Consider the following 24,308-nt stretch of genomic DNA (forward strand, 5'->3'; position numbering starts at 1 on the left):
GACATGCTGCCAACAGGGCGCGAGGGTGGTGCACATGCCCACCCCGGACGGCTCCCCCTCGCCCTGGCGCGAACCGGAACACGACGACCTCGCCGAGCTGGCCCGCACCTTCTTCAGCAAGGACGTGCTGCCGCACACCGAACGCCTGTCGACACAGGGGCACCCGGACCGCGAGCACTACCGGCGGGCCGGTGCGCTGGGGCTGCTCGGCCTGTCCGTGCCCGAGGAGTACAGCGGCGGGGGCGGCGACTTCACCCACGAGGCCGTGGTGCTGCACGAGCAGGCGTACGCCGGAGAGGGCAGCCTCGGGTTGGCCGTACACAGTGGCATCGTCACCGGCTACCTCGTGGCGTACGGCAGCGAGGAGCAGAAGCGGCGGTGGCTGCCCGGCCTGTGCAGCGGTGAGCTGGTGGGCGCGATCGCGATGACCGAGCCGGACGGCGGCTCGGACCTTCAGGCGATGCGGACGCGGGCGGTCCGCGACGGCGACGACTACCTGGTCAGCGGCGCGAAGACGTTCATCACCAACGGCGGTCTGGCCGACCTGGTCATCGTGGCGGTCAAGACCGACCCCGAGCAGCGGGCGGCCGGCATCTCACTGCTGGTCTGCGAGGTGGGCGGGGACCCGGAGGGGTTCCGTCGCGGCCGGCTGCTGTCCAAGATCGGGTTGCACGCCAACGACACGGCCGAGCTGTTCTTCGACGAGTTCCGGGTGCCGGCGGCCAACCTGCTCGGCGGCGTCGAGGGGCTGGGCTTCGTCCAGATGATGCAGCAGCTTCCACAGGAGCGCCTGGTCATCGGCGTCGGCGCGGTGGCGGCCATGGAACGGGCGGTGGCGCTGACCGTCGCGTACGCCAAGGAGCGCACCGCCTTCGGCAAGCCGCTGATGGGCCACCAGAACACCCGGATGGTGCTCGCGGAGTGCGCGACGCGTACCCGGGTCAGTCGGGTCTTCCTGGACGACTGCGTCGTCCGGCACACGCGTGGCGACCTGGACGTGGCGACGGCCGCGATGGCCAAGTCGTGGCTCACCGACGGGCAGTGCGAGGTCGTCGACCGGTGCCTCCAGGTCTTCGGCGGGTACGGCTACACGACGGAGTACCCGATCGCCCGCATGTACGCCGACGCCCGGGTACAGAAGATCTACGGCGGCACCAACGAGATCATGAAGGAGCTGATCGCTCGTGCCCTCTGAGGCGTTCACGCGCGGCACGCACGGATCGTCGCGGGGTGGACCGCTGGCCGGCGTACGGGTGGTCGAGCTGGCCAGTCTCGCGCCGGCGCCGTTCGGCTGCATGGTGCTGGCCGACCTCGGGGCGGACGTGGTGCGCGTCGACCGGCCGGGTGGCCCGGGCGCCGGTCGGCTGGCCGCGCCGAGCGGAGGACCGTTGCAGCGCGGCCGGCGGCTGACCGCGCTGGACCTGAAGTCCCCGACCGGTGTGGCGGACCTGCTGCGCCTCGTCGAGCGGGCGGACGTGCTGGTCGAGGCGTACCGGCCGGGGGTCGCCGAGCGCCTCGGCTTCGGCCCGGACGTCTGCCGGGAACGCAACCCCCGGCTGGTGTACGCGCGAATGACCGGCTGGGGCCAGGACGGCCCGCTGGCCGCCCGGGCCGGCCACGACATCGACTACATCGCGGTCGCCGGAGCGCTGGAACCGTTGGGCCGGGCCGGTGAGCGCCCGCACGCGCCGTTGAACCTGATCGGCGACTTCGCCGGTGGCGGCATGCTGCTGGCCGTGGGCGTGTTGGCCGCGCTGCTCGAACGGGAGCGCTCGGGCCTCGGCCAGGTCGTCGACGCGGCCATGGTCGACGGTTCGGCGCTGCTCACTTCGTTCCTGCACGGGCTGCTCGGCACCGGCCTGTGGGCGGCCCCGCGGGGGCGGAACCTGCTCGACGGAGGAGCGCCCTTCTACGACACGTACGCCACGGCCGACGGTGGCTTCATGGCCGTCGGGGCGCTGGAACCGGCCTTCTACGGCGAACTGCTGGCCGGTCTCGGCCTCGCCGACGCGGACCTGCCCAACCAGTACGACCCGAGCGGCTGGGACGAGCTGCGCAGGCGATTCACCGAGCGGTTCGCCGAGCGGACGCGGGACGAGTGGACGGCGATCTTCGCCGACCGGGATGCCTGCGTCGCCCCGGTGCTCGCTCCCGGCGACGCGCACCGGCACCCGCACAACGCGGCCCGGGGGACGTTCGTCGAGGTGGACGGCGAGGTGCAACCGGCACCGGCGCCGCGCTTCGACCGTACGCCGACGGGCCCGCCGATCCCGGCGCCCGATCCGGAGCGGGACGTGTCGCCGGTCGAGGAGATCCTGACCGCCTGGTCGTAGCCGGCGGGACAGCCGTGCCGGTGTCGCGTTGATACGGTCGTGCACCGACGGTCCGGGGGGAGTCAGCGCATGGGTACGGACAGTTGGAAGGGCCACGTCAACGGGATCCTGTACGGGGTCCAATTCGACAGCGCGCTCGACGACGCGGTGGTGACCCGGGTCGCCGACGGGGTGGACGCCGGGAGCTACCCGGGCGACCGGGCCGAGACGCGGGACGCGATCGATCAGGCGCTGCGCTGTTCGGGCCCGCTCAACGACCAGGCCGAGACGCACCACAGCGAGGACGACATCCGCGCGTTCCTCCGCCGCCTGTCGGCCGCACTGGCGGCCACCCCGCCACAACGTTGATCAAGAGGTTGGCGTCAGAAGACGGCCGCACCGTGACGCAAACCTCTTGATCACCGCCTAACGGGCGGGGTCGACCTTCCTGTTTTGGGTGTCTTGGGTGGGGGACGGCATGATCATGGTGGGGGCGGGTCGCGGTGGGCCGCCTGGGCCGAGGAGGTGCCGGTGCCGGACGCGGAGGACCTCGTCGCCGAGGCGCTGGCGGCGGTGCGTGGCACCGACGTACGACAGACCGAACGGCAGCTCGACCGACTGATGGTCGGCACCGGGACGGCGGACGGCGCGACGGCGGTGGACGCCGCCCTGGCCCGACGGTTGGTCCGTGGCCTCGGGCGGCTCTGGCCGCGCGGCTGGCAGCCGGTCGACGTACACCGGATCGTCAGGCGTCGGCTCGACGCCGGCGCGGCCCGACTGGTCCGCGACGCGCTGGCCGCGCAGCGACGCGAGCAGGCCGAGCCGGTCCCCGCCTGGTGGGACGACCAGCTCCGCGTGCTCGCCGCCCAGGACCGGGAGGCGGCAGGCCAGGGCTCAAGCGTCAGCCAGGGCTCGAAGGCCAGCCGGGGCCGGGACGCCGGCCAGGGCTCGAAGGCCGGCCGGGACGTCGGCCCGGAGGATCTGGTGGCCGACTGGACCCGCGCTGAAGGGCTGGACCGGGTCGACGCGCTGCGCACGGCGGTCGACGTACTCGCGCTGGTGGAGAGCCTGCCGCCGATCGCGGTGCTGCGCCCGCCGCCGGGCTCGGCCGGAACGGCGCTCCCCCGCGCCGCCGGTGCGGCCCGCAGCGGGTCGCCGATGCTGGACCGGGTACGCGCGCTGTTGGCGAAGGCGGAGTCGACCACCTTCCCGGCCGAGGCGGAGGCGTTGACCGGCAAGGCGCAGGAGCTGATCGCCCGGCACAGCATCGACGAGGCGCTGCTGGCCGCCGGCACCGAGCGGGGCGACGTGCCGAGCGGGGTGCGCCTGGGCGTCGAGACGCCGTACGCCGGGGCGAAGGCGCTGCTCGTGCAGGAGGTGGCGGCGGCGAACCGGTGCGAGGCGATCTGGTCCGACGACCTCGGCTTCACCACCGTGCTTGGGTGGCCGGCGGACCTCGTGGCGGTGGAGCTGCTCTACACGTCGCTGTTGGTGCAGGCGACGGCCGCGATGCTGCGCGGGCGTGCCGAGCGCCGGCCCGGGTCGGGCCGCCGGACGAAGGTGTGGGACGAGTCCTTCCTCAACGCGTTCGCGCTGCGGATCGGGGAGCGGCTGCGCACGGCCACCGACGCGGCGACCGAGGCGGCGGGGCAGACGGAAGCCGGGGCGGATCGGCTGTTGCCGGTGCTCGCCGCGCGGGGCGAGGCGGTCCGGGAGCGACTGGAGACGCTGTTCCCCGGCGTGACCCGGCACCGGCTCAGCGTGCGCGACGCCGAGGGCTGGTCGTCCGGCACGTCGGCCGCCGATCGGGCATCCCTGGACGTCGGCGGCGGCTCCAAGCCTCGGCAGGTGCCGGGCCGACCCTGATCCGCCCGGCGTGGGAACGCCACGGCCGGACGTTTCTGCGATTTTCTTCGGTACGCGGTAGGGAACGGGGTGACGGCTCCGACCCTCCGGTGAGCCGCACCCCAGCCGGGGCGCGACCAGGAACCGAGGAGCATCCCCGTGAAGTACATGTTGCTGATCTGGAACCGGCCCGGCTTCACCGAAAGCCTGACCGAAGAGGACCGCACCGCCCTGTTTGGCGAGGTCGACGAGATCATGAAGGAGCTGACCGAGACCGGTGAGCTGATCGGCGGCCAGGCGCTGGCCGACCCGTCGCAGACGCAGACGGTCCGGCTGGCCGGCGGTCACCCCGAGGTCGTCGACGGGCCGTTCATGGAGAGCAAGGAGCAGTTCGCCGGCTACCTGGCTGTGGACTGCGACAGCCCGCAGCGGGCCGCCGAGATCGCCGCCCGCTGGCCGGACGTGCGCTTCGGCGGCGCGATGGAGGTTCGCCCGATCATGGACGAGGCCGGGACGGAGATGTGACCGACGACCGGACGGTCGAGGACCTGCTGCGCACCCTCGCGCCGCAGGTCCTCGGCCTGCTGGTCCGCCGGCACGGCCAGTTCGACAGGTGCGAGGACGCGGTCCAGGAGGCGCTGTTGGCCGCCGCGACGCAGTGGCCCGGGCAGGGCGTACCGGACAACCCGCGCGGCTGGCTGCTCACCGTGGCGACCCGCCGGCTCACCGACGAGTGGCGCAGCGAGAGCGCCCGCCGGCAGCGCGAGGTCGCGGTGGCGCTGCGCGAGCCGGCGTACGCCCAGGTGGCGCCTCCGGCGGACGCCCAGCCGGCGGTGCCGGACGCGGACGACACGCTGACCCTGCTGTTCCTCTGCTGTCATCCGGCGCTGGCCCCCTCGGCGCAGGTGGCGCTCACGCTGCGCGCGGTGGGCGGCCTCAGCACGGCCCAGATCGCCCGGGCGCACCTGGTGCCGGAGGCGACCATGAGCCAGCGCATCCGGCGGGCCAAGCAGCGGATCGAGGCGGCCGGCGCGCGGTTCGCCATGCCCGGACCGGCCGAGCGGGAGGAGCGGCTGCGAACGGTGCTGCGGGTGCTCTACCTGATCTTCAACGAGGGGTACACGGCGTCCAGCGGGCCGGACCTGCACCGGGCCGAGCTGACGGCCGAGGCGATCCGGTTGGGCCGCGTCCTGCACGGGCTGCTGCCCGACGACGGCGAGGTCACCGGGCTGCTGGCGCTCATGCTGCTCACCGACGCGCACCGGGCGGCCCGGGTGGGCGCGGACGGGGAGCTGGTGCCGCTGACGGAACAGGACCGTTCCCGCTGGGACGGCGCCGCCATCGCGGAGGGGGTCGCACTGATCACCGAGGCGTTGACCTGGTCGCCGCCCGGCCCGTACCAGCTCCAGGCCGCCATCGCCGCCGTGCACGCCGAGGCGGCGACGGCGGCGGAGACGGACTGGCGGCAGATCGCCGCGCTCTACCGGCTGCTGGGCCGGATCGCCCCGAACCCGCTGGTCACGCTCAACCAGGCGGTCGCGGTGGCCATGGTGGACGGGCCCCGGGCCGGGCTCGCCCTGCTCACCCCGTTGGACGCCGACGAGCGTACGGCCGGACACCACCGGCTCGCGGCCGTCCGGGCGCACCTGCTGGAGCTGGCCGGCGAGCCGGCGGCGGCGCGGGAGGCGTACCTGGCGGCGGCGCGCGGCACCACGAGCCTGCCCGAGCAGCGCTACCTGGAGCTGCGCGCCGCCCGAGTGGCGGCGCGGCGGTGACCGCCGCGCCGCCCGCCCGTCAGAGGTCGACCGCCGGGCAGCTCGCGCCCCGGGCGGGTACGACCTGATCGATCAGGTACGCATCGACGGCCCGACCCACGCACGGACTGGTGGTGTAGCTGCCGTGCCCCCAGCCCTGGTAGGTGAGCAGTACCCCGTGCCGACCCAACTGCCGGGCCACCGCGCGGGCCCAGGCGTAGCCGCTCGCCGGATCGTGCACGGTGGCGGCGATCAGCACCGGCAGGTCGGTGCGTACCCGCAGCCGGTGCTGCGGGTTGGCGACCGGCGTCGGGGTGCCCAGGCAGGTGACCAGCGCGAACAGCGCCGGCGGGTAGCGCAGGTCGGGCGCGAGCCGGGAGCTGCGGCGCAGATGCGCGTCGTACTCGCGGTAGTCGCGGACCGGCAGGCTCCAGTCCTGGCAGAAGACCGCGAAGGGGTACGGGACCACGGCGTCGTCCGCCAACGTGGTGACGCCCGGCGTCGGGGCACCCGCCAGCTTGTCGATCCACTGGGCGAGCCCCGGCCACCGGTCGGTCTCGTAGAGCCCCTTGTGGGCGAGGCGGCTCAACTCGAAGGGGGCGAGCGGGGCGCCCGACCGGTCCGGGTCGGTAAGCGTCCCGCGCTCGGCCCGGTCGTGCAGCCCGGCCCAGATCGCCCGTACGTCCCGACCACGCAGCACGCAGTCGGCGGACCGGTCACACCAGTCGAGGAACTCGTCGAACGCGTCCTCGGCGGCGACGGCCTGGGTGTCGAGGAAGGCGCGGGTGTCGAGGCTGTGGTCCATCGCGGCCTCCAGCACCATGGCCCGCACCCGGTCGGGGAACAACTCGGCGTACCGCTCGCCCAGCAGCGTGCCGTACGAGCTGCCGTGGAAGGTGAGCTGCCGTTCGCCGAGCGCGGCACGGACCGCGTCCAGGTCACGGGCGGCGCTTGTCGTGTCCACGTGGTCGTAGAGCGCGCCGGTCCGGGCCCGGCAGTCGGCGCGCAGCAGCGCGTTGGTGGCCAGGGTGGCGTCGAACTGTGCCTGGTCGGCGATCACCTGGGGCTGCCGGACGAGCAGGTCGCGGGAGCAGCGCACCGGGTGACTGCCGCCGATGCCGCGCGGGTCGAAGCTGACGATGTCGAACCGGCGGCGCAGGTCGGCACTGAACCGGGAACTACCGTTCACCACCCGGTCGACGCCGCTGTCGCCGGGCCCGCCCGGACCGAAGACCAGCGTGCCCTGTCGGGCGGTCGGGTCGGTGGCGACCCGGCGGGCCAACGCCAGTTCGAAGCGTTCCCCCCGTGGTCGGTTCCAGTCGACCGGCAGCGACAGGGTGCCGCACTCGGCCGGGGCCTCCGCGACGGGCGGCTCCTCCTCGGGGGCGTCCTCGGCGCAGGGGTGCCAGTCGATGGTGGGTCGGGCGACGGCCGGGCTCGCCGGGGTCAGGCCGGCGGCTGTGAGGGCCAGGGCCACCGCCCAGCCGACTCCGGATTTGCGTACGCGCAGCATCAGTCGACCTCGCGCAGGACGCGTTCGAGCGTGGTCATCCGGGTCTCCATCCCGCTCAGCCGGCCGTCCATCGCGGCGAGCAGTCGGGCGTTCTCCGCCTGCGCCTGCGCGGCGGTCTCGGCGAGCTTGCGGTAGTCGTCCGCGCGGTTCGCCTCGTACCGGGCCCGCCGGGTCTTGGCGAGCTGCACGACTGTCACGGTGAACACGCTGATCAGCAGCGCGAACACGCCGAACGCGCCGACCACCTCGGTCCAGTCGTGCTCGCTCATGACCGCTCCTCCGGCTGCTCGCCCGAGTCGGGCACGGTGAGCGTCTCGATCGCCGCCGCGATGACCTGGGGGGTGAGTGTGAGCACGAATGGCTCCACCTCGTAGTAGTTCATGGCCTTCCCGTCCTCCGACAACTCCATGCGGGCGGTGACCAGTCCGGCCGCCGCCAGCTTCCGTAGGTGGACCTGCAACAGCGCGCGGCTGATGCCCAGTTGCCGGGCCAGCCCACTGACGTACGCGCGCTCGCGGGCCAACGCGGCGACGACCCGCAGCCGGTGCGGGTTGGCCAGCGTGGCCAGCACCCGGACCAGGTCGTCGCCGGTCGGCGGCGAAGCCGCGCTCATAACCAGCCCTTGCACATGCCAACAGAAGTTAGCAGGTATGGCGACACTGCGGCGCGGCACGGAGACGGAATCAGGGGGATCTCAGGGTTCGGCACCCCGGACACGACAGCACGCCGGGTCGGTGATGATCACCGGCCCGGCGTGCGGACTACGTCGTACGTCAGCTCTTGAAGGCGTCCTTGATCTTCTCGCCGGCCTGCTTGAGCTTGGCCGTGGACTGGTCGGCGCGACCCTCGGCCTCGAGCTGCTCGTTGTCGGTGGCCCGACCGGCGCCTTCCTTCAGCTTGCCGGCCGCGTCCTCGGTGGCGTTATTGACCTTGTCGTCGAATCCCATTGCCAACCTCCATCGCAAGCGTCGCTACGAACTCAGACGTACCCCCGTCGTGACCGGTCCAACCATCGCGGTCGTCACAGTTCGCCAGCGGCCGAACGGAAGCGGCGCAGCCGCAGGCTGTTGGCCACCACGAAGACCGACGAGAACGCCATGGTGGCGCCCGCGATCATCGGGTTGAGCAGCCCGGCGGCGGCCAGCGGCAGGGCCGCCACGTTGTAGCCGAACGCCCAGAACAGGTTGCCCCGGATGATGCCGAGCGTGCGCCGGGACAACCGGATGGCGTCCACCGCGGCGTCCAGGTCACCCCGGACGAGGGTCAGGTCGGACGCCTCGATCGCCACGTCGGTGCCGGTGCCCATGGCGAGCCCCAGGTCGGCCTGGGCCAGCGCGGGCGCGTCGTTGACGCCGTCACCGACCATCGCCACCGAGCGCCCATGCGCCTGGAGCCGCTTGACCACGTCGACCTTGCCGGCCGGCAGCACCTCGGCGATCACCTCGTCCACGCCCACCTCGGCGGCGACCGCCCGGGCCACGGTGGTGTTGTCGCCGGTCAACAGGACCGGTGTGAGCCCCAGGGCACGCAGCCGCGCCACGGCCGCCCGGCTCGTCGGCCGGACCACGTCGGCGACCGCGAGCACACCCCGGGCCCGCCCGTCCCAGCCCGCGACGATCGCCGTACGCCCGGCGGCCTCGGCGTCCCGCACGGCCCACTCGATCTCCGGCGGTACGTCGACACCGCGTTCGCGCAGCAGCCGGACCCGGCCGAGCAGCACGACCCGCTCCTCGACCCTGCCGGTCACGCCCAGCCCTTCGAGGTTGGCGAAGCCGGTCACCGGGGGCAGCTCGCCCGCTTCGGCGGCGGCCACGGCGACGGCCCGGGCGATCGGATGCTCCGAGGCGGCCTCCACCGCACCGGCGAGCCGGAGCAGCTCCGCGCGGTCCTCGCCACTGGCCGGCGCCACGCCCACCAGGGTCATCCGACCGGTCGTCACGGTGCCGGTCTTGTCCAGCACGACGGTGTCCACCCGGCGGGTCGACTCCAGCACCTCCGGCCCCTTGATCAACACGCCGAGCTGGGCCCCACGACCGGTGCCGACGAGCAGCGCGGTCGGCGTGGCCAGACCCAGGGCGCACGGGCAGGCGATGATCAGCACAGCCACGGCGGCGGTGAACGCGGCCGTCGGACCGGCCCCGGCGCCGAGCCACCAGCCGAGGGTGCCCACGGCCAGGGCTATGACGATCGGCACGAACACCCCGGAGATCCGGTCGGCCAACCGCTGCACCGCCGCCTTGCCGCTCTGCGCCTGCTCGACCAGGTCGGCCATCCGGGCGAGCTGCGTGTCCGCGCCGACCCGGGTGGCGGTGACGATCAGCCGGCCGCCCGCGTTGATCGTCGCGCCGACCACGGCGTCGCCCGGACCGACCTCGACCGGCACCGACTCACCGGTCAGCATGCTCGCGTCCACGGCGGACGTACCCTCGTCGACGACACCGTCGGTGGCGATCTTCTCGCCGGGGCGGACCACGAACCGGTCACCGACGGCGAGCCGGTCCACCGGTACCCGGGTCTCGACCCCGTCCCGCAGCACCGCCACCTCCTTCGCGCCGAGGTCGAGAAGGGCGCGCAGGGCCGCGCCGGCGGTCCGCTTGGACCGGGCCTCGAAGTAGCGACCGGCCAGGATGAACACCGTGACCCCGGCGGCGGCCTCCAGGTAGATGTTGCCGGCGCCGTCGCCGCGGGTGATGGCGAAGCGAAACGGGTGCGTCATCCCGGGCATGCCGGCGTCACCGAGGAAGAGCGCCCAGAGCGACCACCCGAACGCGGCGAGCGTGCCGAGCGAGACCAGCGTGTCCATGGTGGCCGCGCCGTGCCGCAGGTTGGTCCAGGCCGCGCGGTGGAACGGCAGCCCACCCCAGACGACCACCGGGGCGGCCAGCGTCAGCGAGAGCCACTGCCAGTAGTCGAACTGCCAGGGCGGCACCATGGCCAGCAGGACCACCGGCACGCTCAGGACCGCCGAGACCCACAGCCGGGTACGCGGACCGCGCAGCGGATCCTGCACCGGCGGCTCGGCGGTCGGCGGCGTCGGCAGGGCCGCCGTGTAGCCGGTCTTCTGGACGGTCTCGATCAGGTCGTCCGGGGTGACGTCGTCGGCGTACCGGACGGTCGCCTTCTCGGTGGCGTAGTTGACGGTGGCGCTCACCCCGTCCATGCGGTTGAGCTTCTTCTCGACCCGCGCGGCGCACGCGGCGCAGGTCATCCCCCCGATCGCCAGTTCGATCCGGTTCGGCGCCTCGGGCAACGGTCTGCTGCTGGTGGTGGTCATCGTCCGGTCCCGTCAGTCGTGCCCGTGCCCGGGGGTGCCGTGGTCGGCCCCGCCGGTCGGTGTCGGCTCGCCCGTCGCGGCGGGGGCAACGCCCGCCACGATGGTGAATTCGGCGGTGTGCACCCGCCCACCGTGCTGGAAGTCGAGGTAGAGCCGGTAGGCGCCGGCCGAGGGCACCTCGGCGTGGAAGGTGACGGCGGGGCCGGGCGGGGTTCGTCCGTCGCCGGGCGTCCCGTCCGGGTGCACGTGCAGGTACGCCAGATCGCCCCGACGCAGCGCCACCAGGTGCCCGTACGCCCCGAGGTAGGGCTCCAGGTCGGTGACCGGCTGCCCGGCACGGCTCACCGTCAGGGTGAGCGCCGAGGTCCGGCCCGGCTCCGGCGTACCGGTCAGGGTGACGGTGTAACCGTCGACCGTGGTGCTGGCCGCCGGGGCGGGCAGCGTCCGCTCGGTCAGCTCGCCGGGGACGGTCACGTCCACGCCGAGGGTCAACGGCTCACCCCCGGCCGGGGTGAAGTCGGCGAACGCCCGCCACTGCCCGGGGCCGGCCAGCGGGGTGGCGACCCGCCAGGTGCCGTCCGGGGCGAGATCGGGGTGGACGTGCCGGAAGCCGGACAGGTCCCGGCGGGCGACGATCAGGTGCATCCGTTTGTCGTGCGCGACGTCGTACCTGGTGACCGGCCGACCGTCCGGCCCGTCGATCCGGAAGGCGAACTGGCCGGCGGGCGCGGTGAGGTGTTGGAGCGTGTAGCCCCGGTCGGAGACGAGCAACCCGCCGGGAACGAGGTCGGCCACCTCGCCGCTCGTGGTGGGGCCCGAGGTGTGGGCGACGTCGGGCCGGCTCTGCGCGACCGGGTCCGCCGGGTCGACCACCCGACCGACCCCGTACGCCGCGCCGAAGACCGCCGCGAGACCGAGGGCGAACGCGCCCAGCCTGGTCACCGTGGTCATCGCGGACCTCCGTTCACGCCTCGACGAGGTCGTAGCCGGCCTCGTCGACAGCGGCCCGGACGGCCTCGGTGTTCACGGGCTGCTCGCTGCTGACGGTGACCTGGCCGGTGGCGAGGTCGACCCGCACGTCGCGCACGCCCTCGATCGCGCCCACCTCGGCGCTGACCGCGCTGACGCAGTGCCCGCAGGTCATGCCCCGCACCTGGTACGTCGTGTCGACCATCGGACGGCTCCTCTCGTAGTACCGGTACCCGGTGGGGGTATGCCGGCAGGATCGGACATTACCATACCCCCTAGGGGTACGCTATCCTCGTCGCCATGACCGCACCCACACCGATCCGCGGGTACACCGCCAGCAAGGACCAACTGCTCGCGCGCCTGCGCCGGGTGGAGGGACAGGTCCGGGGCATCGAGAAGATGGTCGACGAGGACCGCTACTGCATCGACGTGCTCACCCAGATCTCCGCGATCCAGGCCGCGCTCGACAAGGTGGCCCTGGGCCTGCTCGACGGGCACGCCCGGCACTGCATGCACGAAGGGGCGGCCGAGGGCCGGGCCGACGAGATGGCCACTGAGATGATGGCGGCCGTCGGCCGACTCATGAAGCGCGGCTGAGCGCCGCACTCCCGCTCCCGGTCATTCTTCCGGAACAGGCCCCAGACGTACCCGGCGCAGCAACTGCGCGTTGAGCGCCACCACGATGGTGGACGCGGACATCAGCACGGCCGCCACCGCCGGGCTCAGCGCCACCCCGGCCCCGGCGAGCACCCCCGCCGCCAGCGGCAACGCCACCACGTTGTAGCTCGCGGCCCAGGCCAGGTTCTGCCGCATCTTGCGGTACGACGCCCGGGAGAGCCGGACCACGGCCCCGACGCCGCGCGGATCGGACGACGCCAGCACGACCCCGGCGGACTCGATCGCGACGTCGGTGCCCGCCCCGATCGCGATGCCCACGTCGGCGCGGGCCAGCGCCGGCGCGTCGTTCACCCCGTCACCGACCATCGCCACGGTCAGCCCGCGCCGCTGGAGTTCCGCCACCCGGCTGTCCTTGTCGGCCGGCAGCACCTCGGCGAAGACCTCGTCCACCCCGGCCCGGAAGCCGAGGTCGGCAGCGACCGATTCGGCCACCGACCGCGCGTCCCCGGTGATCATGGCGATGGTGCGGACGCCATCCGCCCGCAGCTCGGCGATGGCCTCGCGGGCCTCCGGGCGTACCGCGTCGGTGAGCGCGAACGCCCCGAGCACCGTGTCCGGCAACCGCAGGAGATACAGCACCACGGCTCCTCGTGACGACCAGCGCCCGGTCGCCTCCCGCAGCTCGTCCGGCAGTGGTCCACCCCGCTCACGCAGCAGGGCCGGCCCGCCCACCGCGTACTCCGTACCGTCGATGGTGGCCCGCACCCCGCGGCCCGGAAGCGAGCGGAAGCCGGCGGCCCGGGCCGGCCCACCCGGCCCGGCCGCCGCCACGATCGCCCGGGCCAGCGGATGTTCGCTGTCGGACTCGACACCGGCGGCGATCCGCAACGCCTCGTCGCGGCCCACGCCGGGGGCCGTCACCAGGTCGGTGACCGCGTGCTCGCCCCGGGTCAGCGTGCCGGTCTTGTCGAACAGCACCGCGTCGACGGACCGCATCCGCTCCAACGCGAGCCGATCCTTCACCAGGATCCCGCTTCGTGCCGCCAGCGCCGTGGAGAGCGCGACGACGAGCGGGATGGCCAGGCCGAGCGCGTGCGGGCAGGCGATCACCAGAACGGTGACGGTACGCACCACCGCCTCGTCCGGCTCACCGAGCGCGGTCCAGACCACCAGGGTGAGCACGGCGGTACCGGCGGCCACGTAGAACAGCGCGGCGGCGAACCGGTCGGCGAGCAGTTGAGCCTGCCCGCCCGAGCGCTGCGCCTGCACGACCATGCGCTGGATGCCCGCGAGCGCGGTCTCGTCGCCCAGCGCCTCGACACGGACCCGGATCGCCGAATCGGTGGCGACCGTGCCGGCCACCACCCGATCGCCCGCCGACCGGGCGACCGGACGCGACTCGCCCGTGATCATCGATTCGTCCAACTCCGCGTCACCGTCGACCACCCGGCCGTCGGCCGGAACCCGACCCCCGGGTCGGACCAGCACCACGTCGTCGACCCGCAGCCCGTCGACCGGTACGCGCTCGACCCGCCCGTCCGCCGCCACCCGCTCGGCCTCGTCGGGCAGCAGCGCCGCCAGGGCCGCGAGCGCCCCACGGGCCTGCCCGATGGCCTTCATCTCCTGCCAGTGCCCGAGCAGCATGATGGTGACCAGTGCGGCCAACTCCCACCAGAAGTCCAGGTCGAAGGCACCCAGGCTGGTCGCCAGCGACGCGGTGTACGCCACGGTGATCGCCATCGCGACCAGCAGCATCATGCCCGGCGCGCGGTCCCGGATCTCCCGTACCGCGCCGACCAGGAACGGCCAGCCACCCCAGAGGAACACCACCGAACCGAGCACCGGCCCCACCCAGGAACGACCCGGCACGTCCAGCCGGAGCCCGAGCCGGTCCACCACCAGGTCACTGGTCAGGACCACCGGAACGGTGAGCACCAGACAGACCCAGAACCGGCGACGGAACATGGCCGGGTCGTGCCCCGCGTGCTTGTCGTGCTTGTCGTGCCCGGCGTGCTTGTCGTGCTCGGCGTGCCCGTCGTGCTGTCGGTGCTCGGTGGATGGCTCAGGCATGACTCCACCATCCCGCCGCGCCCGGGGCGGTGTCAGCGGTTCGACTCCCCCGACACGTCCACACAACCTGCGACCTCCAGGCACGCTGGTTAGCATCGTCCGGCGATGACCCATCGGATCCCGCCACCGAGACGGGCGACGGCGCCGCCACGGCGCGGCCCCGTACGGCGCCGACCGGGCCACTTCATCACTCTCTGTGATTGTCGGGTCGTCAGGCGGCGAACCGACGCGCTCGTGCCCGCGTTCGTCCGGCGGAACTGAACCGCACGGGCCGCCGGCACGTACCCCGCACCGGATCGTTGGGAGTCTCGCATTGGGTTCCGACCACAGCCATTCCGCTCGTCCCGCCCCGCCCCGGGTACGACGGATCCTCGTCGCGACGGTGGTGCCGCTCTTCGTGGCCACCGTCGTCGCCGCCGTGGTGCTGTGGCCCCGGGACGGCGCACCGAAGAGCGGCGGTGGCGCGGACCTGCCGCGCCACCACGGCACGGTGACCCGGGTGGTGACCGAACCGTGCCCGCCCTCGACGAGCCCGGAGGGCACGCCGAGCAGCGGGCCGTGCGGCACGGTGGACGTACTCCTCGAAGACGGGCCGCGCGCCGACCGGCAGGTGAGCACGCCCGTCCCCGCCGGGCCCGGAGCGCCTCGGGTCGAGGTGGGCGACGACGTCGTCCTGGTCGAGCTGACCGATCCGACCGATCCCACCATCAGCACCTGGAACATCGCCGAGCACCAGCGCGGGGCGCCACTGGTGTGGCTCGTGGTGGTCTTCGCCGCCGCCATCGTCGCGTTCGGCCGGTGGCGGGGTCTGGCCGCGCTCGCCGGCCTGGCCGCCAGCTTCGCCATCCTGCTCACCTTCGTGTTGCCGGCCATCGGCGCGGGCCGGTCACCGCTGCTGGTGGCGGTGGTCGGCGCGGCCCTGATCATGTTCGTGGTGCTCTACCTGACACACGGAGTGACCGCGCAGACCTCCGTCGCGGTCCTCGGCACCCTGGGCAGTCTGGTGCTCACCGGCGTCCTCGCGACCATCGCCACCGCCGCCACCCGGCTCACCGGCTTCGGCAGCGAGGACGCCACCACGCTCTCGATGTTCCAGGCGGATGTGGACCTGCGCGGCCTGCTGCTCGCCGGGATCATCATCGGCTCACTCGGGGTACTCGACGACGTGACCGTCACCCAGGCCGCCACCGTCACCGAGCTGGCCAACGCCAACCCCGGGCTGGGTCGGCGACAGCTCTACCGGGCCGCCACCCGGGTCGGCCGGGCGCACATCGCCTCCACGGTCAACACCATCGTGCTGGCGTACGCGGGCGCGTCACTGCCGCTGCTGCTCCTGCTCACCGCCGACTCGCGTCCCGTCGGGCAGATCCTGACCAGCGAGTTCCTCGCCCAGGAGATCGTCCGCAGCGCGGTCGCCACGCTCGGCCTGATCGCCGCCGTACCCCTCACCACCGGGCTGGCGGCGGTGGTGACCGCGGCCGGATCGACGGCCCCGGCCGACGCGGACGCCCCGCCACCGCGCCCCCGCGCGGACCGTACGGAGGCGCTTGCCGCCCTCAGTTCCCCGCCTGCGGGTCGGGCCGACGGGCCCGATCCGCAGCGGAGCACACCCCCATCCACCGCCACCACCGGGTGGCCAGAGCCGAACAGGAGCACGGATACGGCATGGTGACACTCCTCAGCGTGACCGGATCGGGCACCCGCCCTGAGAACCGCGTCACTGGTCACTCAACGCCATGGCGAAATGACGCTTTTAGTCGGCATCAGGACGTAGCTCAGGCGGTGGACTCTCGGGTAACCTCGCTGCCGGTCACCGACGAAGGCGCGCAGCGGCGCCTGCGGTGCCACCGCCCAATCGCCAACCGGCGAGCCGGGGACCCAGGTACCTGGGGTGAATCCGCGACAGCGGTAGGGGCCACTTCCGCCCCGAACCCGTCAGCTAACCCGGTCGGCGGTCGACGGAAGGGAAGATTGTGACGGCACCCCTACGCCGCTGGTTGACACCTGTGGTGGCCGTGTTCGCTGCGCTGACCGTGCTCGCCGGACCCCTCCCGGCCCACGCCGCCCCGACGACCCCCACCCCGTCCGGGCACGAGGAGGACGGCGACGAGCCCAAGCTGCTCACCGACGTCATCGAGCAGACCAACCGGGACTACGTGGCGGCCAAGTCCAAACTGGACAAGTCCAAGAAGCGGCAGCTCGAACTGGCGGCCGAGGTCGACCGGGCGAAGGCCGACCTCGCCGCGCTGGCCCCGCAGGTCGCGCAGATCGCCGCTCAGTCGTACCGGACCGGACGGGTCGGCGCGATCGCGATGCTGCTGGAGGCCGACGCCCCGGACTCGTTCGTCCAGCGGGCCGCGGCGCTCGACGAGATGAACATGGTCAACGAGAAGAAGCTCGCCGAGGTCAACGCCGTGAAGTCCCGCGCCGAGCAGGCCAAGCTGGCCCTCGACGCCGAGGTCCGGGAGCAGCAGAAGCAGACCGCGCTGATGGCGAAGGACAAGCGCGACGCGGACAAGGCGCTCGCGCTGGTCGGCGGCAAGGGCTTCACCGGCGGCCTGGTGGACGCCACCTCCCCGGTCGCCCGGATCGGCCCGGGTCGCACCGCCGACGGCGACTGGAAGGCGCAGTCGTGCAGCGAGGACGACCCCACCACCTCCGGCTGCGTCACGCCGCGCACGCTGCACGCGTACAAGGAGGTCAAGCGGGCCGGATTCAACCGGTTCGTGGGCTGCCACCGCAACGGCGGACCGTACGAGCACCCGAAGGGCCGCGCCTGTGACTGGTCGTTGCAGAAGAGCGGCTTCAGCCCGTGGCACAACGACGACACCCGGATGTACGGCAACAACGTGGCCGCGTTCCTCATCCGCAACGCCGACCGGCTCGGCATCTACTACGTGATCTGGAACCGGCAGATCTGGTTCCCGGCGACCGGCTGGAAGTCGTACAGCGGGCCGTCGAACCACACCGACCACGTACACATGTCGTTGCTCTGATTCGACGTTCAGCAGTTCGAGGGCCGTCCCGCGTCGAGCGGGGCGGCCCTCGTCGCGGGTCAGGCGGCGGTGGTGGCCGCCGAGTCGTCCGAGGCGTCGCCGGCCGGTACGGACGTCACGGGTCGTACTGCCCCGGCGGCGAGCCGGTACGACATCCCCACCACCGCGCACCGCCCCCGCGCCACCTCGTCGGCCAGCACGGGCGACTGCCCGAGCAGCGTCTCGACGGTCTGCGCGATGTGGATGTCGACGATGCCGTCGATGTCGTGCACGCCCTCGGCCGCGGCTCGTCGCAGGCTGGGCAGCACCGCGTCGACCACCGCTGGGAGATGTCCCGGGGGCGCGACGCCGGTGGCCGCCGATTCGCGGGCCGCCTGCACGGCGCCGCAGGAGTCGTGGCCGAGCACCACCACCAGCGGGGCACCGAGGACGGCCACCGCGTACTCGACGCTGCCCAGCACCTCGGGCCCGGTGGTGTGGCCGGCGGTCCGAACGACGAAGAGGTCACCCAGCCCTCGGTCGAAGATGATCTCGGCGGCCAGCCGCGAGTCGGAGCAGCCGACGATCACCGCGAAGGGGTGCTGCCCGTCCGCCACGGCGGCCCGGTGCCCGGCATCCTGGTTGGGGTGGCGCGGCTCTCCGGCGACGAAGCGACGGTTGCCGGAGACCAGCTCGGCGTACGCTCGGGCCGGCTCGGTCGAGACCGGCGCCTGCTCGACGGTCCGCTGGGTGCCCGGCTGCCCGCCGGGCGTACCGGAACGGCTCATCCCCGCACCTCGTCTCCACGCGTTTGACCTGCTCAACGGCCTTTTCAAACCGGGCCGGCGGCGGGCGCTGGCTCGCGCTCAACGGTCACACGCACGGCAAGATGCGTCAAGATATGCGTGATTTAGATTTCATACGTTGACCCGGAAAGGCGGCCCCCACGATGGCGAGCACGACGGCCGGAGGCGGCCGGAACTGGACATTCCTCACCAACCACGGCCATGTGCTGCTCGCCATCGCCCGCGACCCCACCGCCCGGCTCCGTGACGTGGCGGCGGAGGTGGGCGTCACCGAGCGGGCCGCCCAGGCCATCGTCGCCGACCTGGAGGCCGAGGGTTACCTGCACCGCACCCGGGTGGGGCGTCGCAACGAGTACACCCTCAACCCCGCCGGCCGGTTCCGGCACCCCGCCGAGGCCGAGGTGCAGGTCGGTGACCTCCTCGCGCTGTTCACCCCCGCCCCCGGCGACGACACTCCCTGACGACCGTCGTGCGCCGTGGTCTCGGCCGGCGTCGCCGGGCCGCTGCGCGACGCGGCGCAGCGGTAATCTCTGCGGGTGCGCGAATGCCTGCCGCCGAGCGCGACCGAACCACCCCGCCGTACCGTCCGCGCTGTCCTCAGTGGAACTGTCGCGACCCTGCTCGGGATCGCCCTGGTGGTGGCCCCATGCGTGCCGGCGGCAGCGGCGGCACCCGTCTGCGGCCCGCCCGGTGAGGACGGCCTGGCGGAGATGCCGTGGGCGCTGCAACGGCTGGATCCGGTCTCGGCCTGGCCGATCTCGCGAGGCGCCGGGGTGACGGTGGCGGTCATCGACTCCGGGGTCTCGGCCCTCCACCCCGCCCTCAAGAACCAGGTTCTGCCCGGGCGCGACTTCAACAACCTGACCGACTACCGGGGCCAGTGCGACCTGGCCGGCCACGGCACGATGGTCGCCGGCATCATCGCCGGCCAGGACGGCACCGGAGCGCCGTTCAGCGGTGTCGCCCCGGCCGCCCGCATCCTGCCCATCCGGGTGCTGCCCAACGCCAAGGGCACCAACGACGAGGCGCTGCCCGGTCAGATCGCCGCAGCCATCGACTGGGCGGTCGACAACGGCGCCGACGTGATCAACCTGTCCCTGGTGACCCTGCCCCGCCCCGAACTGGCCCGGGCCGTCGAACGCGCCCTCGCCAAGCGGGTGATCCTGGTCGCCGCCGCCGGCAACCGGCAGGAGACACAGGAGGACAAGCCGGCGTACCCGGCCGCCTACCCGGGCGTCATCGCAGTCGCCGGTGTGGACGAGCAAGGTGGGCACGTCGGCACCTCGGTCAGTGGCAGCTACGTCGACGTCGCCGCGCCGGGCCTCAACATCGTCGGCCCCGCGCCCGGTGGGGCCGGCTACCGCGCCGAGCCGACGGGTGGCACCAGCTTCGCCGCCGCGTACGTCTCGGGGACGGCGGCGCTCGTCCGGGCCGCCTACCCGGACCTCACCCCGGAGCAGGTCGCCGACCGGCTGGAGCGTACGGCGGACAACCCGCCACAGGGCCGCAACGCCGAGGTCGGGTACGGCGTGGTCAACCCGTACCGGGCGGTGTCGAGCCTGCTGGGCACCCGCACCAACCCGCCGGTCGGCGCGCTCGCCCCGCCTGCTTCCGCAGCGGATCCGCTGAGCTGGCAACGCACCACGGCGATCTGGGCGGCCCTGGTCGGCGCGCTGCTCACCGTACTGCTGCTGGTCACTCGGCCGATCGTGGCGCGGGGCCGCCGACGCGGCTGGCGTGCCGGCCGCCGCACGGACGAGCAGGTCGCCGGCTGAGCCCGGTCACGGCGCTGATGCGGTCGACCACACCAGCGCCGTGCCGCAGCGCTCAGCGCAGGATGCCGGAGGTGCCGCCGCCGTCCGCGCCCCACACGTCCTCGTCCTCTTCCAGCCAGGTGTTGCGGGCGGTGTCCTCCTCGCCGTAACCGGCACCGGTACCCGCGCCGGCCAGGCCACCGGCGCCGCGCGCACCCGCGCCACGCCCCCCGGCACCCGTCGCGCCACGACCGGCGCCACCCCGGCCGGCACCAGCGCCACCACCACCGGCGACGCCACCCATACCGGGCGCCATGCCACCGGCCAGCTTGCCGCCCGCGCCGAGCCGACCACCGGCACCCCGGCCGCCACCGCGACCGGCACCCGCCGCGCCGCCACCCATCATCGGGCCCATGCCCGGGGAGACCGCCCGACCGAGCGCACCGCCACCCGCGAGAGCGCCGACGCCTCCCCCGGCGCTACCCAGGCCGCCACCACCGCCGCCGAGCCCGGGCGAGGAGCCCAGGCCACCGGAGCCGAGGCCGGAGCCCAACCCGGGGGAACCGCCACCGCCCGCGCCCGCGAGGCCGCTACTGAACTCGTCGTCCGCGCCGCCGACGCTCGGCACGCCGCCGGTGCCCGGGTAGTCGCCCGTGCCGGTGTCGTACCCGCCGGAGAGGTCGGGGTGGGTGCCGGACCCGCTGTTCAGGTTGCCGGTGCCCGGCATGTCGCTGGTACCGATCGAGGGTGTGGCACCCAGGCCACCACCGCCACCACCGCCACCACCGCCACCGAGCTTCGGCACGCCGCCGCCCCCGCCACCGCCGCCGCCACCGGTGTCCAGATCAGGAGTCTCGGTTGTCGGAGTGCTTTGTCGGGTGTTGCCAGCCTCGCCGGGGGTGCCGGGCGCGGTGGCCTGGTAGTCACCGCGCACCTGCTCGTAGACCCGGGCGGCGTCCTCCGACTGGTCGTTGATCCAGTCGGCGATCGCGGTCACCGGGTCGAACCAGCCCAGGAAATCCGGCGAGACCTTCGCCTCGAAGAAGCCGACCCCGAGGGTCAGCTTGGCGTTGCGCGCCTCCAGCACGTCGTTGACGCAGGTCGCCGGGATCGGGAAGTCCCGCTGGGCGGCGGTGAGTTGGTCTGCGGCGGACTTGAGCGACTGGACGATGCCGTTGCCCTTTTCGGCGTCGGCCACGATCTGCCCGGTGTCCTTGGCGATCTGCTCGACGTGGCCCTTGAACGCCTCGTACGCCGGGCCCTTCCAGGTCGTACCCAGATCCTTGATGTTGGACTCGAGGCTCTGCTTGACGTTGTTGAGATTCTTGAGCAGTTGCTCCCAACCGAGGGCGGCGCTCTCCACGTCACCCGGCCGGCCGTCGATGACGACCTTCTGGCACATCTCTTCCCAGCTCAGGCCCATCTGCCGTCCTCCCCCGTCCTAGCGTCCGTCGCCGTTGCCGGCCACGTCGCCGAAGACACGCTGCATCTCGGCGGCGGACATCCTGTTCTGCTCCTCCGCCGTCTCGTAGTTCTGCTTGACCTGGCGCAGCGCCTCCGCCGCGTCGTACAGGCTCTGCGACAGCTTGCGGACACCGGACTCGGTGCCCTGGTAGAGCCCCTGGTGCTTGGCGGCCAGCCGGGCCGCCCAGTCGAACCCCCCGAGCGGGCTCGGCTGGCCGCCGGCCCCACCCGCCACGCCGCCGGCCGCCCCACCCATCAGGTCCTGGATGTCGACCATGTCGTAGCTGAGCTTGTTCAGGTACGCGGCGTGGGTCTCCAGCCAGGTGATGGCCGAGTCCAGGCTGGTCGCGTCCCACTCGGTCTTGACGCCGGCCTCACCGGGCGCGGCGATCAAGCCCTCCGGCGTCGCGGCGTGGTTGACGTTGTCGAGTTCGAGGCCGGTCACGGCGAGGCCCGACGTCGGTATCCCGCCCACCGGAACCGGAATGTAGAGGTCGTCGTTCACGTACCGTTCCGGCTGGGTGGTCCTGTCGTCCGTCATCGGTCCCCTCCCCGAAACCCTGACTGGTGGTGTGCGCTCACTGCTGCTGGGGCGGGCCCGGCGACGGCGGGCCCGAGCCCGGCCAGCCGGCCCCGGCCGGCGGTGTCGCCGGAGCGCTCGGCGCCGGCGGATAACCCTGGATGGGCTGGCCCGGCGGCGGGCCATACCCCGGGCCGGGCTGGCCCGGCGGCGGGCCATACCCCGGGCCGGGCTGGCCCGGCGGCGGGCCATACCCCGGGCCGGGCTGGCCCGGCGGCGGGCCGTAGCCGGCCGGTGGTGGCTGGGTGGCGGGCCAGCCGGGTGGCGGCATGCCTGGTGCACCCGGGTACGGACCGACGGCCGCCGGCGGCGTGCGCCGCTTGCGGCGTCGCAACACCACGAACAGCACGATCAACCCGATGATCGGTACGCCGAGGCAGAGCGCTGCCTGGACGATCGCGCCGGCCTTGTTCGAGACGCCGAACTCGACCGCCGGGCCGTCGTCGTCACCCGGTTTGTCAGCGCCGCCGGGGCGGGTCGGACCGGCCGCCTCGCCCTCCAGCAGCGGGTTCGCCGTCACGGTGGGTACCGAGCGGGTCAGGGCGGCGACCGGGTCGACCCGGCCGAAGCCGAACTGCGGGTCCCGACCGGCGGGACCGGCGTCGCGGGCGGTCTCGATAAGGCGGCTGATGACGTTGGGCGCGTCGAGCTTCGGATACTTCGCGCGGATCAGCGCCACCACACCCGAGATGATGGCGCCCGCCGAACTGGTGCCGCTGCTCAGCGAATAGCCGTTCGGCGAGACCACCTTGGGCGCGGGGGCGATGATGCTCTCCATCGGACTGGCGATGACGGTCTCCGGGCCCTGCACCGAGCCAGCGAAGAAACCGCCCCGCTTGTCGAACCCGGAGACGGCGATGACGCCGGGGATGTTGGCCGGCGCGGTGACCTCGCGGTCGCCCTGCTCGATGTTGCCCGCAGACGCGACCACCACGGCGTTCTTGCTCAACGCGTAATTGATGGCGTCCACGAGTTCGGGAGGAGCCACCGGCTGCGCGATTCTCAGCGAGAGATTGATGACGTCGGCACCGTTGTCCGCCGCCCACCGGATACCCAGGACCACGTCGTCGGTGCTCGACCTGGCCCCCATCGAGACCGGGAGGATCTTCGCGGCCGGGGCGATGCCCAACTCGTGCGTCGCGCCACCGCCGCGCCCGGCGATGATGCCGGCCATCGAGGTGCCGTGCCCCTTCTCCTTGTCGTCGTCACGCCGGCCGTCCCGGGCGGCCGTGACGTTGGTGCCGTGCCCCGCGAGCACCTGGCCACGCAGGTCGGGATGATCTGCTTCGACTCCAGCGTCGACGACGGCGACCGTGACACCCGCGCCCTTGGTGATCTGGTGCGCGGCGGGGATCTTGAGATAATCCAGGTACCACTGGAGGCCACGGACCGTGTCAGCGGCCTGGGCCGGTGCCGGTGCGACGGTCACCGCTGGGGCCAGCGCGGCGCAGAGCGCCAACGCGGCCGCGCCCACGGCCCGTGTCGATCGGAAAGGCTTCCCCGTACGCATCGCTCTCCCGTATCCCGCCGACGCCAACACGATGCGGCTCCGGCCCGGTCGAGCCGGACCGGAGCCGCATCGGTGATTGTGTCAGCCCCAGACCTTGGAGTTGCTCATCTCGGTCGAGACGTAGTTCTCGCGGGCGATGCCGACGGCACCACCGATCTCGTTCAGGATCCGGTTGATGTCCCGGACCGACGAGTCCCACTTCGCCTGGTGCTGCTCGTAGGCGGTGCGGTCCTCGCCCTCCCACTCGAGCTTGGACAGCATCGACCGCAGCGTGTCCAGCTTCTCGTCGATGGTCTTCGAGATGGCCTGCATCTGCTGGTTGCTGCTCTCGAGGACCGCGTAGTCAACCTTGATCGTCACGACTTCCTCCTCTGCTGGCTACGGATCACGGGTTGAGAGCAGAGTGGAACTTGTCCAGCATCTGCTGCTGCTCCTCGTCGTTGACCTGGTGCGTCGTACCCGACTTGTCGAGCAGGTCCGCGATGTTGTCCATCGCGGTCAGCAGACTCACGGTGTCCTCGTTCCAGCGAGTCATGAGCGACTGGAACCCCGTGGACGCCTGACCCTTCCACGCCATGGCCAGGTCGTCGACTACGTTCCACAGCTTCTTCAGCTCGCCGTCAACCTCGCTGCGCGTGGACCGCACGTCACTCGCGGCGGTATGCAGAGTCGCAGCTTCGACCTCGAACGCCATGCTTCACACCCTTCCGTCATGTTGTGTGGCGGCGGCTTTGCCGCGCCCCTCCCCCGCGGCAAGGCAGCAACACCCCACCGACGGACACTCCACCAGAGACGGTAGCGGAATCCGTCCAGCCACCGCAGCCCTGACCGGGGCGGTTCGATGGATGATGGTGGATCGGGCCG

General features: G+C 73.0%; 25 protein-coding genes and 1 riboswitch. Of the genes, 11 read left to right on the top strand and 14 right to left on the bottom strand.

What is annotated here, in order from left to right; translation table 11 throughout:
- Nucleotides 1–34: 34 nt before the first annotated feature.
- From ABZ272_RS07965 to ABZ272_RS07990, 6 genes are all read left to right on the top strand, one after another.
- A complete protein-coding gene (locus tag ABZ272_RS07965) occupies nucleotides 35–1,195 on the top strand; it encodes an acyl-CoA dehydrogenase family protein (RefSeq protein ID WP_355049131.1) in 1,161 nt (386 codons plus the stop codon).
- Nucleotides 1,185–2,333 (top strand): CaiB/BaiF CoA-transferase family protein, encoded by a 1,149-nt coding sequence (locus tag ABZ272_RS07970; RefSeq protein ID WP_355049132.1) that lies wholly within the window; start codon nucleotides 1,185–1,187, stop codon nucleotides 2,331–2,333. The genes ABZ272_RS07965 and ABZ272_RS07970 overlap by 11 nt, the downstream gene beginning before the upstream one ends.
- Before the next feature lie 69 nt (nucleotides 2,334–2,402).
- The gene (locus ABZ272_RS07975) at nucleotides 2,403–2,681 is read left to right on the top strand and encodes a hypothetical protein (RefSeq protein ID WP_355049133.1); all 279 of its coding nucleotides are present in this window, start codon (nucleotides 2,403–2,405) and stop codon (nucleotides 2,679–2,681) included.
- Nucleotides 2,682–2,843: 162 nt separating this feature from the next.
- A complete protein-coding gene (locus ABZ272_RS07980; RefSeq protein WP_355049134.1) occupies nucleotides 2,844–4,178 on the top strand; it encodes a DUF2786 domain-containing protein in 1,335 nt (444 codons plus the stop codon).
- Between the two features lie 147 nt (nucleotides 4,179–4,325).
- Nucleotides 4,326–4,682 (top strand): YciI family protein, encoded by a 357-nt coding sequence (locus ABZ272_RS07985; protein ID WP_355049324.1) that lies wholly within the window; start codon nucleotides 4,326–4,328, stop codon nucleotides 4,680–4,682.
- Nucleotides 4,679–5,932, top strand: coding sequence for a DUF6596 domain-containing protein (locus tag ABZ272_RS07990; protein ID WP_355049135.1), 1,254 nt, complete (start codon nucleotides 4,679–4,681; stop codon nucleotides 5,930–5,932). The genes ABZ272_RS07985 and ABZ272_RS07990 overlap by 4 nt, the downstream gene beginning before the upstream one ends.
- Before the next feature lie 19 nt (nucleotides 5,933–5,951).
- Here ABZ272_RS07990 and ABZ272_RS07995 read toward each other — a convergent pair whose 3' ends face one another.
- From ABZ272_RS07995 to ABZ272_RS08025, 7 genes are all read right to left on the bottom strand, one after another.
- The gene (locus ABZ272_RS07995; protein WP_355049136.1) at nucleotides 5,952–7,424 is read right to left on the bottom strand and encodes an alpha/beta hydrolase; all 1,473 of its coding nucleotides are present in this window, start codon (nucleotides 7,422–7,424) and stop codon (nucleotides 5,952–5,954) included.
- Nucleotides 7,424–7,693 carry a hypothetical protein gene (locus ABZ272_RS08000; RefSeq protein ID WP_355049137.1) on the bottom strand — a complete coding sequence of 90 codons (270 nt, stop codon included), beginning with the start codon at nucleotides 7,691–7,693 and terminating at the stop codon, nucleotides 7,424–7,426. Before ABZ272_RS08000 ends, ABZ272_RS07995 begins: the two co-directional genes overlap by 1 nt.
- Nucleotides 7,690–8,037: a helix-turn-helix domain-containing protein gene (locus tag ABZ272_RS08005; RefSeq protein ID WP_355049138.1), complete on the bottom strand. Its 348-nt coding sequence runs from the start codon at nucleotides 8,035–8,037 to the stop codon at nucleotides 7,690–7,692. The genes ABZ272_RS08000 and ABZ272_RS08005 overlap by 4 nt, the downstream gene beginning before the upstream one ends.
- A gap of 160 nt (nucleotides 8,038–8,197) precedes the next feature.
- A complete protein-coding gene (locus ABZ272_RS08010; RefSeq protein ID WP_278150219.1) occupies nucleotides 8,198–8,371 on the bottom strand; it encodes a CsbD family protein in 174 nt (57 codons plus the stop codon).
- Between the two features lie 74 nt (nucleotides 8,372–8,445).
- Nucleotides 8,446–10,698, bottom strand: a complete 2,253-nt coding sequence (locus tag ABZ272_RS08015; protein ID WP_355049139.1) for a heavy metal translocating P-type ATPase — start codon at nucleotides 10,696–10,698, stop codon at nucleotides 8,446–8,448.
- 12 nt (nucleotides 10,699–10,710) lie between these two features.
- Nucleotides 10,711–11,649 carry a hypothetical protein gene (locus ABZ272_RS08020; RefSeq protein WP_355049140.1) on the bottom strand — a complete coding sequence of 313 codons (939 nt, stop codon included), beginning with the start codon at nucleotides 11,647–11,649 and terminating at the stop codon, nucleotides 10,711–10,713.
- A 13-nt stretch (nucleotides 11,650–11,662) separates the two neighbouring features.
- Complete coding sequence (locus ABZ272_RS08025) at nucleotides 11,663–11,872, bottom strand: copper ion binding protein (RefSeq protein ID WP_355049141.1); 210 nt, start codon at nucleotides 11,870–11,872, stop codon at nucleotides 11,663–11,665.
- 95 nt (nucleotides 11,873–11,967) lie between these two features.
- Here ABZ272_RS08025 and ABZ272_RS08030 point away from each other — a divergent pair, with 95 nt between their 5' ends.
- On the top strand, nucleotides 11,968–12,264 hold the full coding sequence (locus ABZ272_RS08030; protein ID WP_007454936.1) for a metal-sensitive transcriptional regulator: 297 nt from the start codon (nucleotides 11,968–11,970) through the stop codon (nucleotides 12,262–12,264).
- A gap of 21 nt (nucleotides 12,265–12,285) precedes the next feature.
- On the opposite strand, the gene ABZ272_RS08035 is transcribed toward ABZ272_RS08030, so the two are convergent.
- A complete protein-coding gene (locus tag ABZ272_RS08035; RefSeq protein WP_355049142.1) occupies nucleotides 12,286–14,355 on the bottom strand; it encodes a heavy metal translocating P-type ATPase in 2,070 nt (689 codons plus the stop codon).
- A 313-nt stretch (nucleotides 14,356–14,668) separates the two neighbouring features.
- Here ABZ272_RS08035 and ABZ272_RS08040 point away from each other — a divergent pair, with 313 nt between their 5' ends.
- Nucleotides 14,669–16,027 (top strand): YibE/F family protein, encoded by a 1,359-nt coding sequence (locus ABZ272_RS08040; protein WP_355049143.1) that lies wholly within the window; start codon nucleotides 14,669–14,671, stop codon nucleotides 16,025–16,027.
- Nucleotides 16,028–16,193: 166 nt separating this feature from the next.
- A riboswitch (cyclic di-AMP (ydaO/yuaA leader) is annotated at nucleotides 16,194–16,325 on the top strand.
- A gap of 3 nt (nucleotides 16,326–16,328) precedes the next feature.
- Complete coding sequence (locus ABZ272_RS08045) at nucleotides 16,329–17,351, top strand: hypothetical protein (protein WP_355049144.1); 1,023 nt, start codon at nucleotides 16,329–16,331, stop codon at nucleotides 17,349–17,351.
- Between the two features lie 59 nt (nucleotides 17,352–17,410).
- Here the strand turns inward: ABZ272_RS08045 and ABZ272_RS08050 are convergent, their stop codons facing one another.
- Nucleotides 17,411–18,118, bottom strand: coding sequence for a carbonic anhydrase (locus ABZ272_RS08050; RefSeq protein ID WP_355049145.1), 708 nt, complete (start codon nucleotides 18,116–18,118; stop codon nucleotides 17,411–17,413).
- A gap of 161 nt (nucleotides 18,119–18,279) precedes the next feature.
- Between ABZ272_RS08050 and ABZ272_RS08055 the strand changes: the two genes are divergently transcribed.
- Nucleotides 18,280–18,597, top strand: coding sequence for a MarR family winged helix-turn-helix transcriptional regulator (locus ABZ272_RS08055; protein WP_355049146.1), 318 nt, complete (start codon nucleotides 18,280–18,282; stop codon nucleotides 18,595–18,597).
- 75 nt (nucleotides 18,598–18,672) lie between these two features.
- Nucleotides 18,673–19,911, top strand: coding sequence for a type VII secretion-associated serine protease mycosin (gene mycP, locus ABZ272_RS08060; protein ID WP_355049147.1), 1,239 nt, complete (start codon nucleotides 18,673–18,675; stop codon nucleotides 19,909–19,911).
- Nucleotides 19,912–19,963: 52 nt separating this feature from the next.
- On the opposite strand, the gene ABZ272_RS08065 is transcribed toward mycP, so the two are convergent.
- The 5 genes from ABZ272_RS08065 to ABZ272_RS08085 form a co-directional block, all read right to left on the bottom strand.
- Nucleotides 19,964–21,313: a WXG100 family type VII secretion target gene (locus tag ABZ272_RS08065; protein WP_355049148.1), complete on the bottom strand. Its 1,350-nt coding sequence runs from the start codon at nucleotides 21,311–21,313 to the stop codon at nucleotides 19,964–19,966.
- A gap of 18 nt (nucleotides 21,314–21,331) precedes the next feature.
- Nucleotides 21,332–21,895, bottom strand: a complete 564-nt coding sequence (locus ABZ272_RS08070; protein ID WP_355049149.1) for a hypothetical protein — start codon at nucleotides 21,893–21,895, stop codon at nucleotides 21,332–21,334.
- Nucleotides 21,896–21,932: 37 nt separating this feature from the next.
- Complete coding sequence (locus ABZ272_RS08075) at nucleotides 21,933–23,408, bottom strand: S8 family serine peptidase (RefSeq protein ID WP_355049150.1); 1,476 nt, start codon at nucleotides 23,406–23,408, stop codon at nucleotides 21,933–21,935.
- A 117-nt stretch (nucleotides 23,409–23,525) separates the two neighbouring features.
- Nucleotides 23,526–23,804: a WXG100 family type VII secretion target gene (locus ABZ272_RS08080; RefSeq protein ID WP_007454922.1), complete on the bottom strand. Its 279-nt coding sequence runs from the start codon at nucleotides 23,802–23,804 to the stop codon at nucleotides 23,526–23,528.
- 25 nt (nucleotides 23,805–23,829) lie between these two features.
- Nucleotides 23,830–24,138 carry a WXG100 family type VII secretion target gene (locus ABZ272_RS08085; protein WP_355049151.1) on the bottom strand — a complete coding sequence of 103 codons (309 nt, stop codon included), beginning with the start codon at nucleotides 24,136–24,138 and terminating at the stop codon, nucleotides 23,830–23,832.
- Nucleotides 24,139–24,308 lie beyond the last annotated feature (170 nt).

It is taken from the genome of Micromonospora sp. NPDC005979, from assembly GCF_040614415.1.
Classification (GTDB): domain Bacteria; phylum Actinomycetota; class Actinomycetes; order Mycobacteriales; family Micromonosporaceae; genus Micromonospora.

Excerpts from the sequence above, each read along its gene's own strand:
- ABZ272_RS08035 (WP_355049142.1), bottom strand. The coding sequence starts at position 14,355 with ATGCCTGAGCCATCCACCGAGCACCGACAGCACGACGGGCACGCCGAG.
- ABZ272_RS08015 (WP_355049139.1), bottom strand. The coding sequence starts at position 10,698 with ATGACCACCACCAGCAGCAGACCGTTGCCCGAGGCGCCGAACCGGATC.
- ABZ272_RS08000 (WP_355049137.1), bottom strand. The coding sequence starts at position 7,693 with ATGAGCGAGCACGACTGGACCGAGGTGGTCGGCGCGTTCGGCGTGTTC.
- ABZ272_RS07985 (WP_355049324.1), top strand. The coding sequence starts at position 4,326 with ATGTTGCTGATCTGGAACCGGCCCGGCTTCACCGAAAGCCTGACCGAA.
- ABZ272_RS08065 (WP_355049148.1), bottom strand. The coding sequence starts at position 21,313 with ATGGGCCTGAGCTGGGAAGAGATGTGCCAGAAGGTCGTCATCGACGGC.
- ABZ272_RS08085 (WP_355049151.1), bottom strand. The coding sequence starts at position 24,138 with ATGGCGTTCGAGGTCGAAGCTGCGACTCTGCATACCGCCGCGAGTGAC.
- ABZ272_RS08030 (WP_007454936.1), top strand. The coding sequence starts at position 11,968 with ATGACCGCACCCACACCGATCCGCGGGTACACCGCCAGCAAGGACCAA.
- ABZ272_RS08005 (WP_355049138.1), bottom strand. The coding sequence starts at position 8,037 with ATGAGCGCGGCTTCGCCGCCGACCGGCGACGACCTGGTCCGGGTGCTG.
- ABZ272_RS08070 (WP_355049149.1), bottom strand. The coding sequence starts at position 21,895 with ATGACGGACGACAGGACCACCCAGCCGGAACGGTACGTGAACGACGAC.
- ABZ272_RS08050 (WP_355049145.1), bottom strand. The coding sequence starts at position 18,118 with ATGAGCCGTTCCGGTACGCCCGGCGGGCAGCCGGGCACCCAGCGGACC.
- ABZ272_RS08055 (WP_355049146.1), top strand. The coding sequence starts at position 18,280 with ATGGCGAGCACGACGGCCGGAGGCGGCCGGAACTGGACATTCCTCACC.
- ABZ272_RS08010 (WP_278150219.1), bottom strand. The coding sequence starts at position 8,371 with ATGGGATTCGACGACAAGGTCAATAACGCCACCGAGGACGCGGCCGGC.
- ABZ272_RS08025 (WP_355049141.1), bottom strand. The coding sequence starts at position 11,872 with ATGGTCGACACGACGTACCAGGTGCGGGGCATGACCTGCGGGCACTGC.
- ABZ272_RS07975 (WP_355049133.1), top strand. The coding sequence starts at position 2,403 with ATGGGTACGGACAGTTGGAAGGGCCACGTCAACGGGATCCTGTACGGG.
- ABZ272_RS07995 (WP_355049136.1), bottom strand. The coding sequence starts at position 7,424 with ATGCTGCGCGTACGCAAATCCGGAGTCGGCTGGGCGGTGGCCCTGGCC.
- ABZ272_RS07965 (WP_355049131.1), top strand. The coding sequence starts at position 35 with ATGCCCACCCCGGACGGCTCCCCCTCGCCCTGGCGCGAACCGGAACAC.
- ABZ272_RS08020 (WP_355049140.1), bottom strand. The coding sequence starts at position 11,649 with ATGACCACGGTGACCAGGCTGGGCGCGTTCGCCCTCGGTCTCGCGGCG.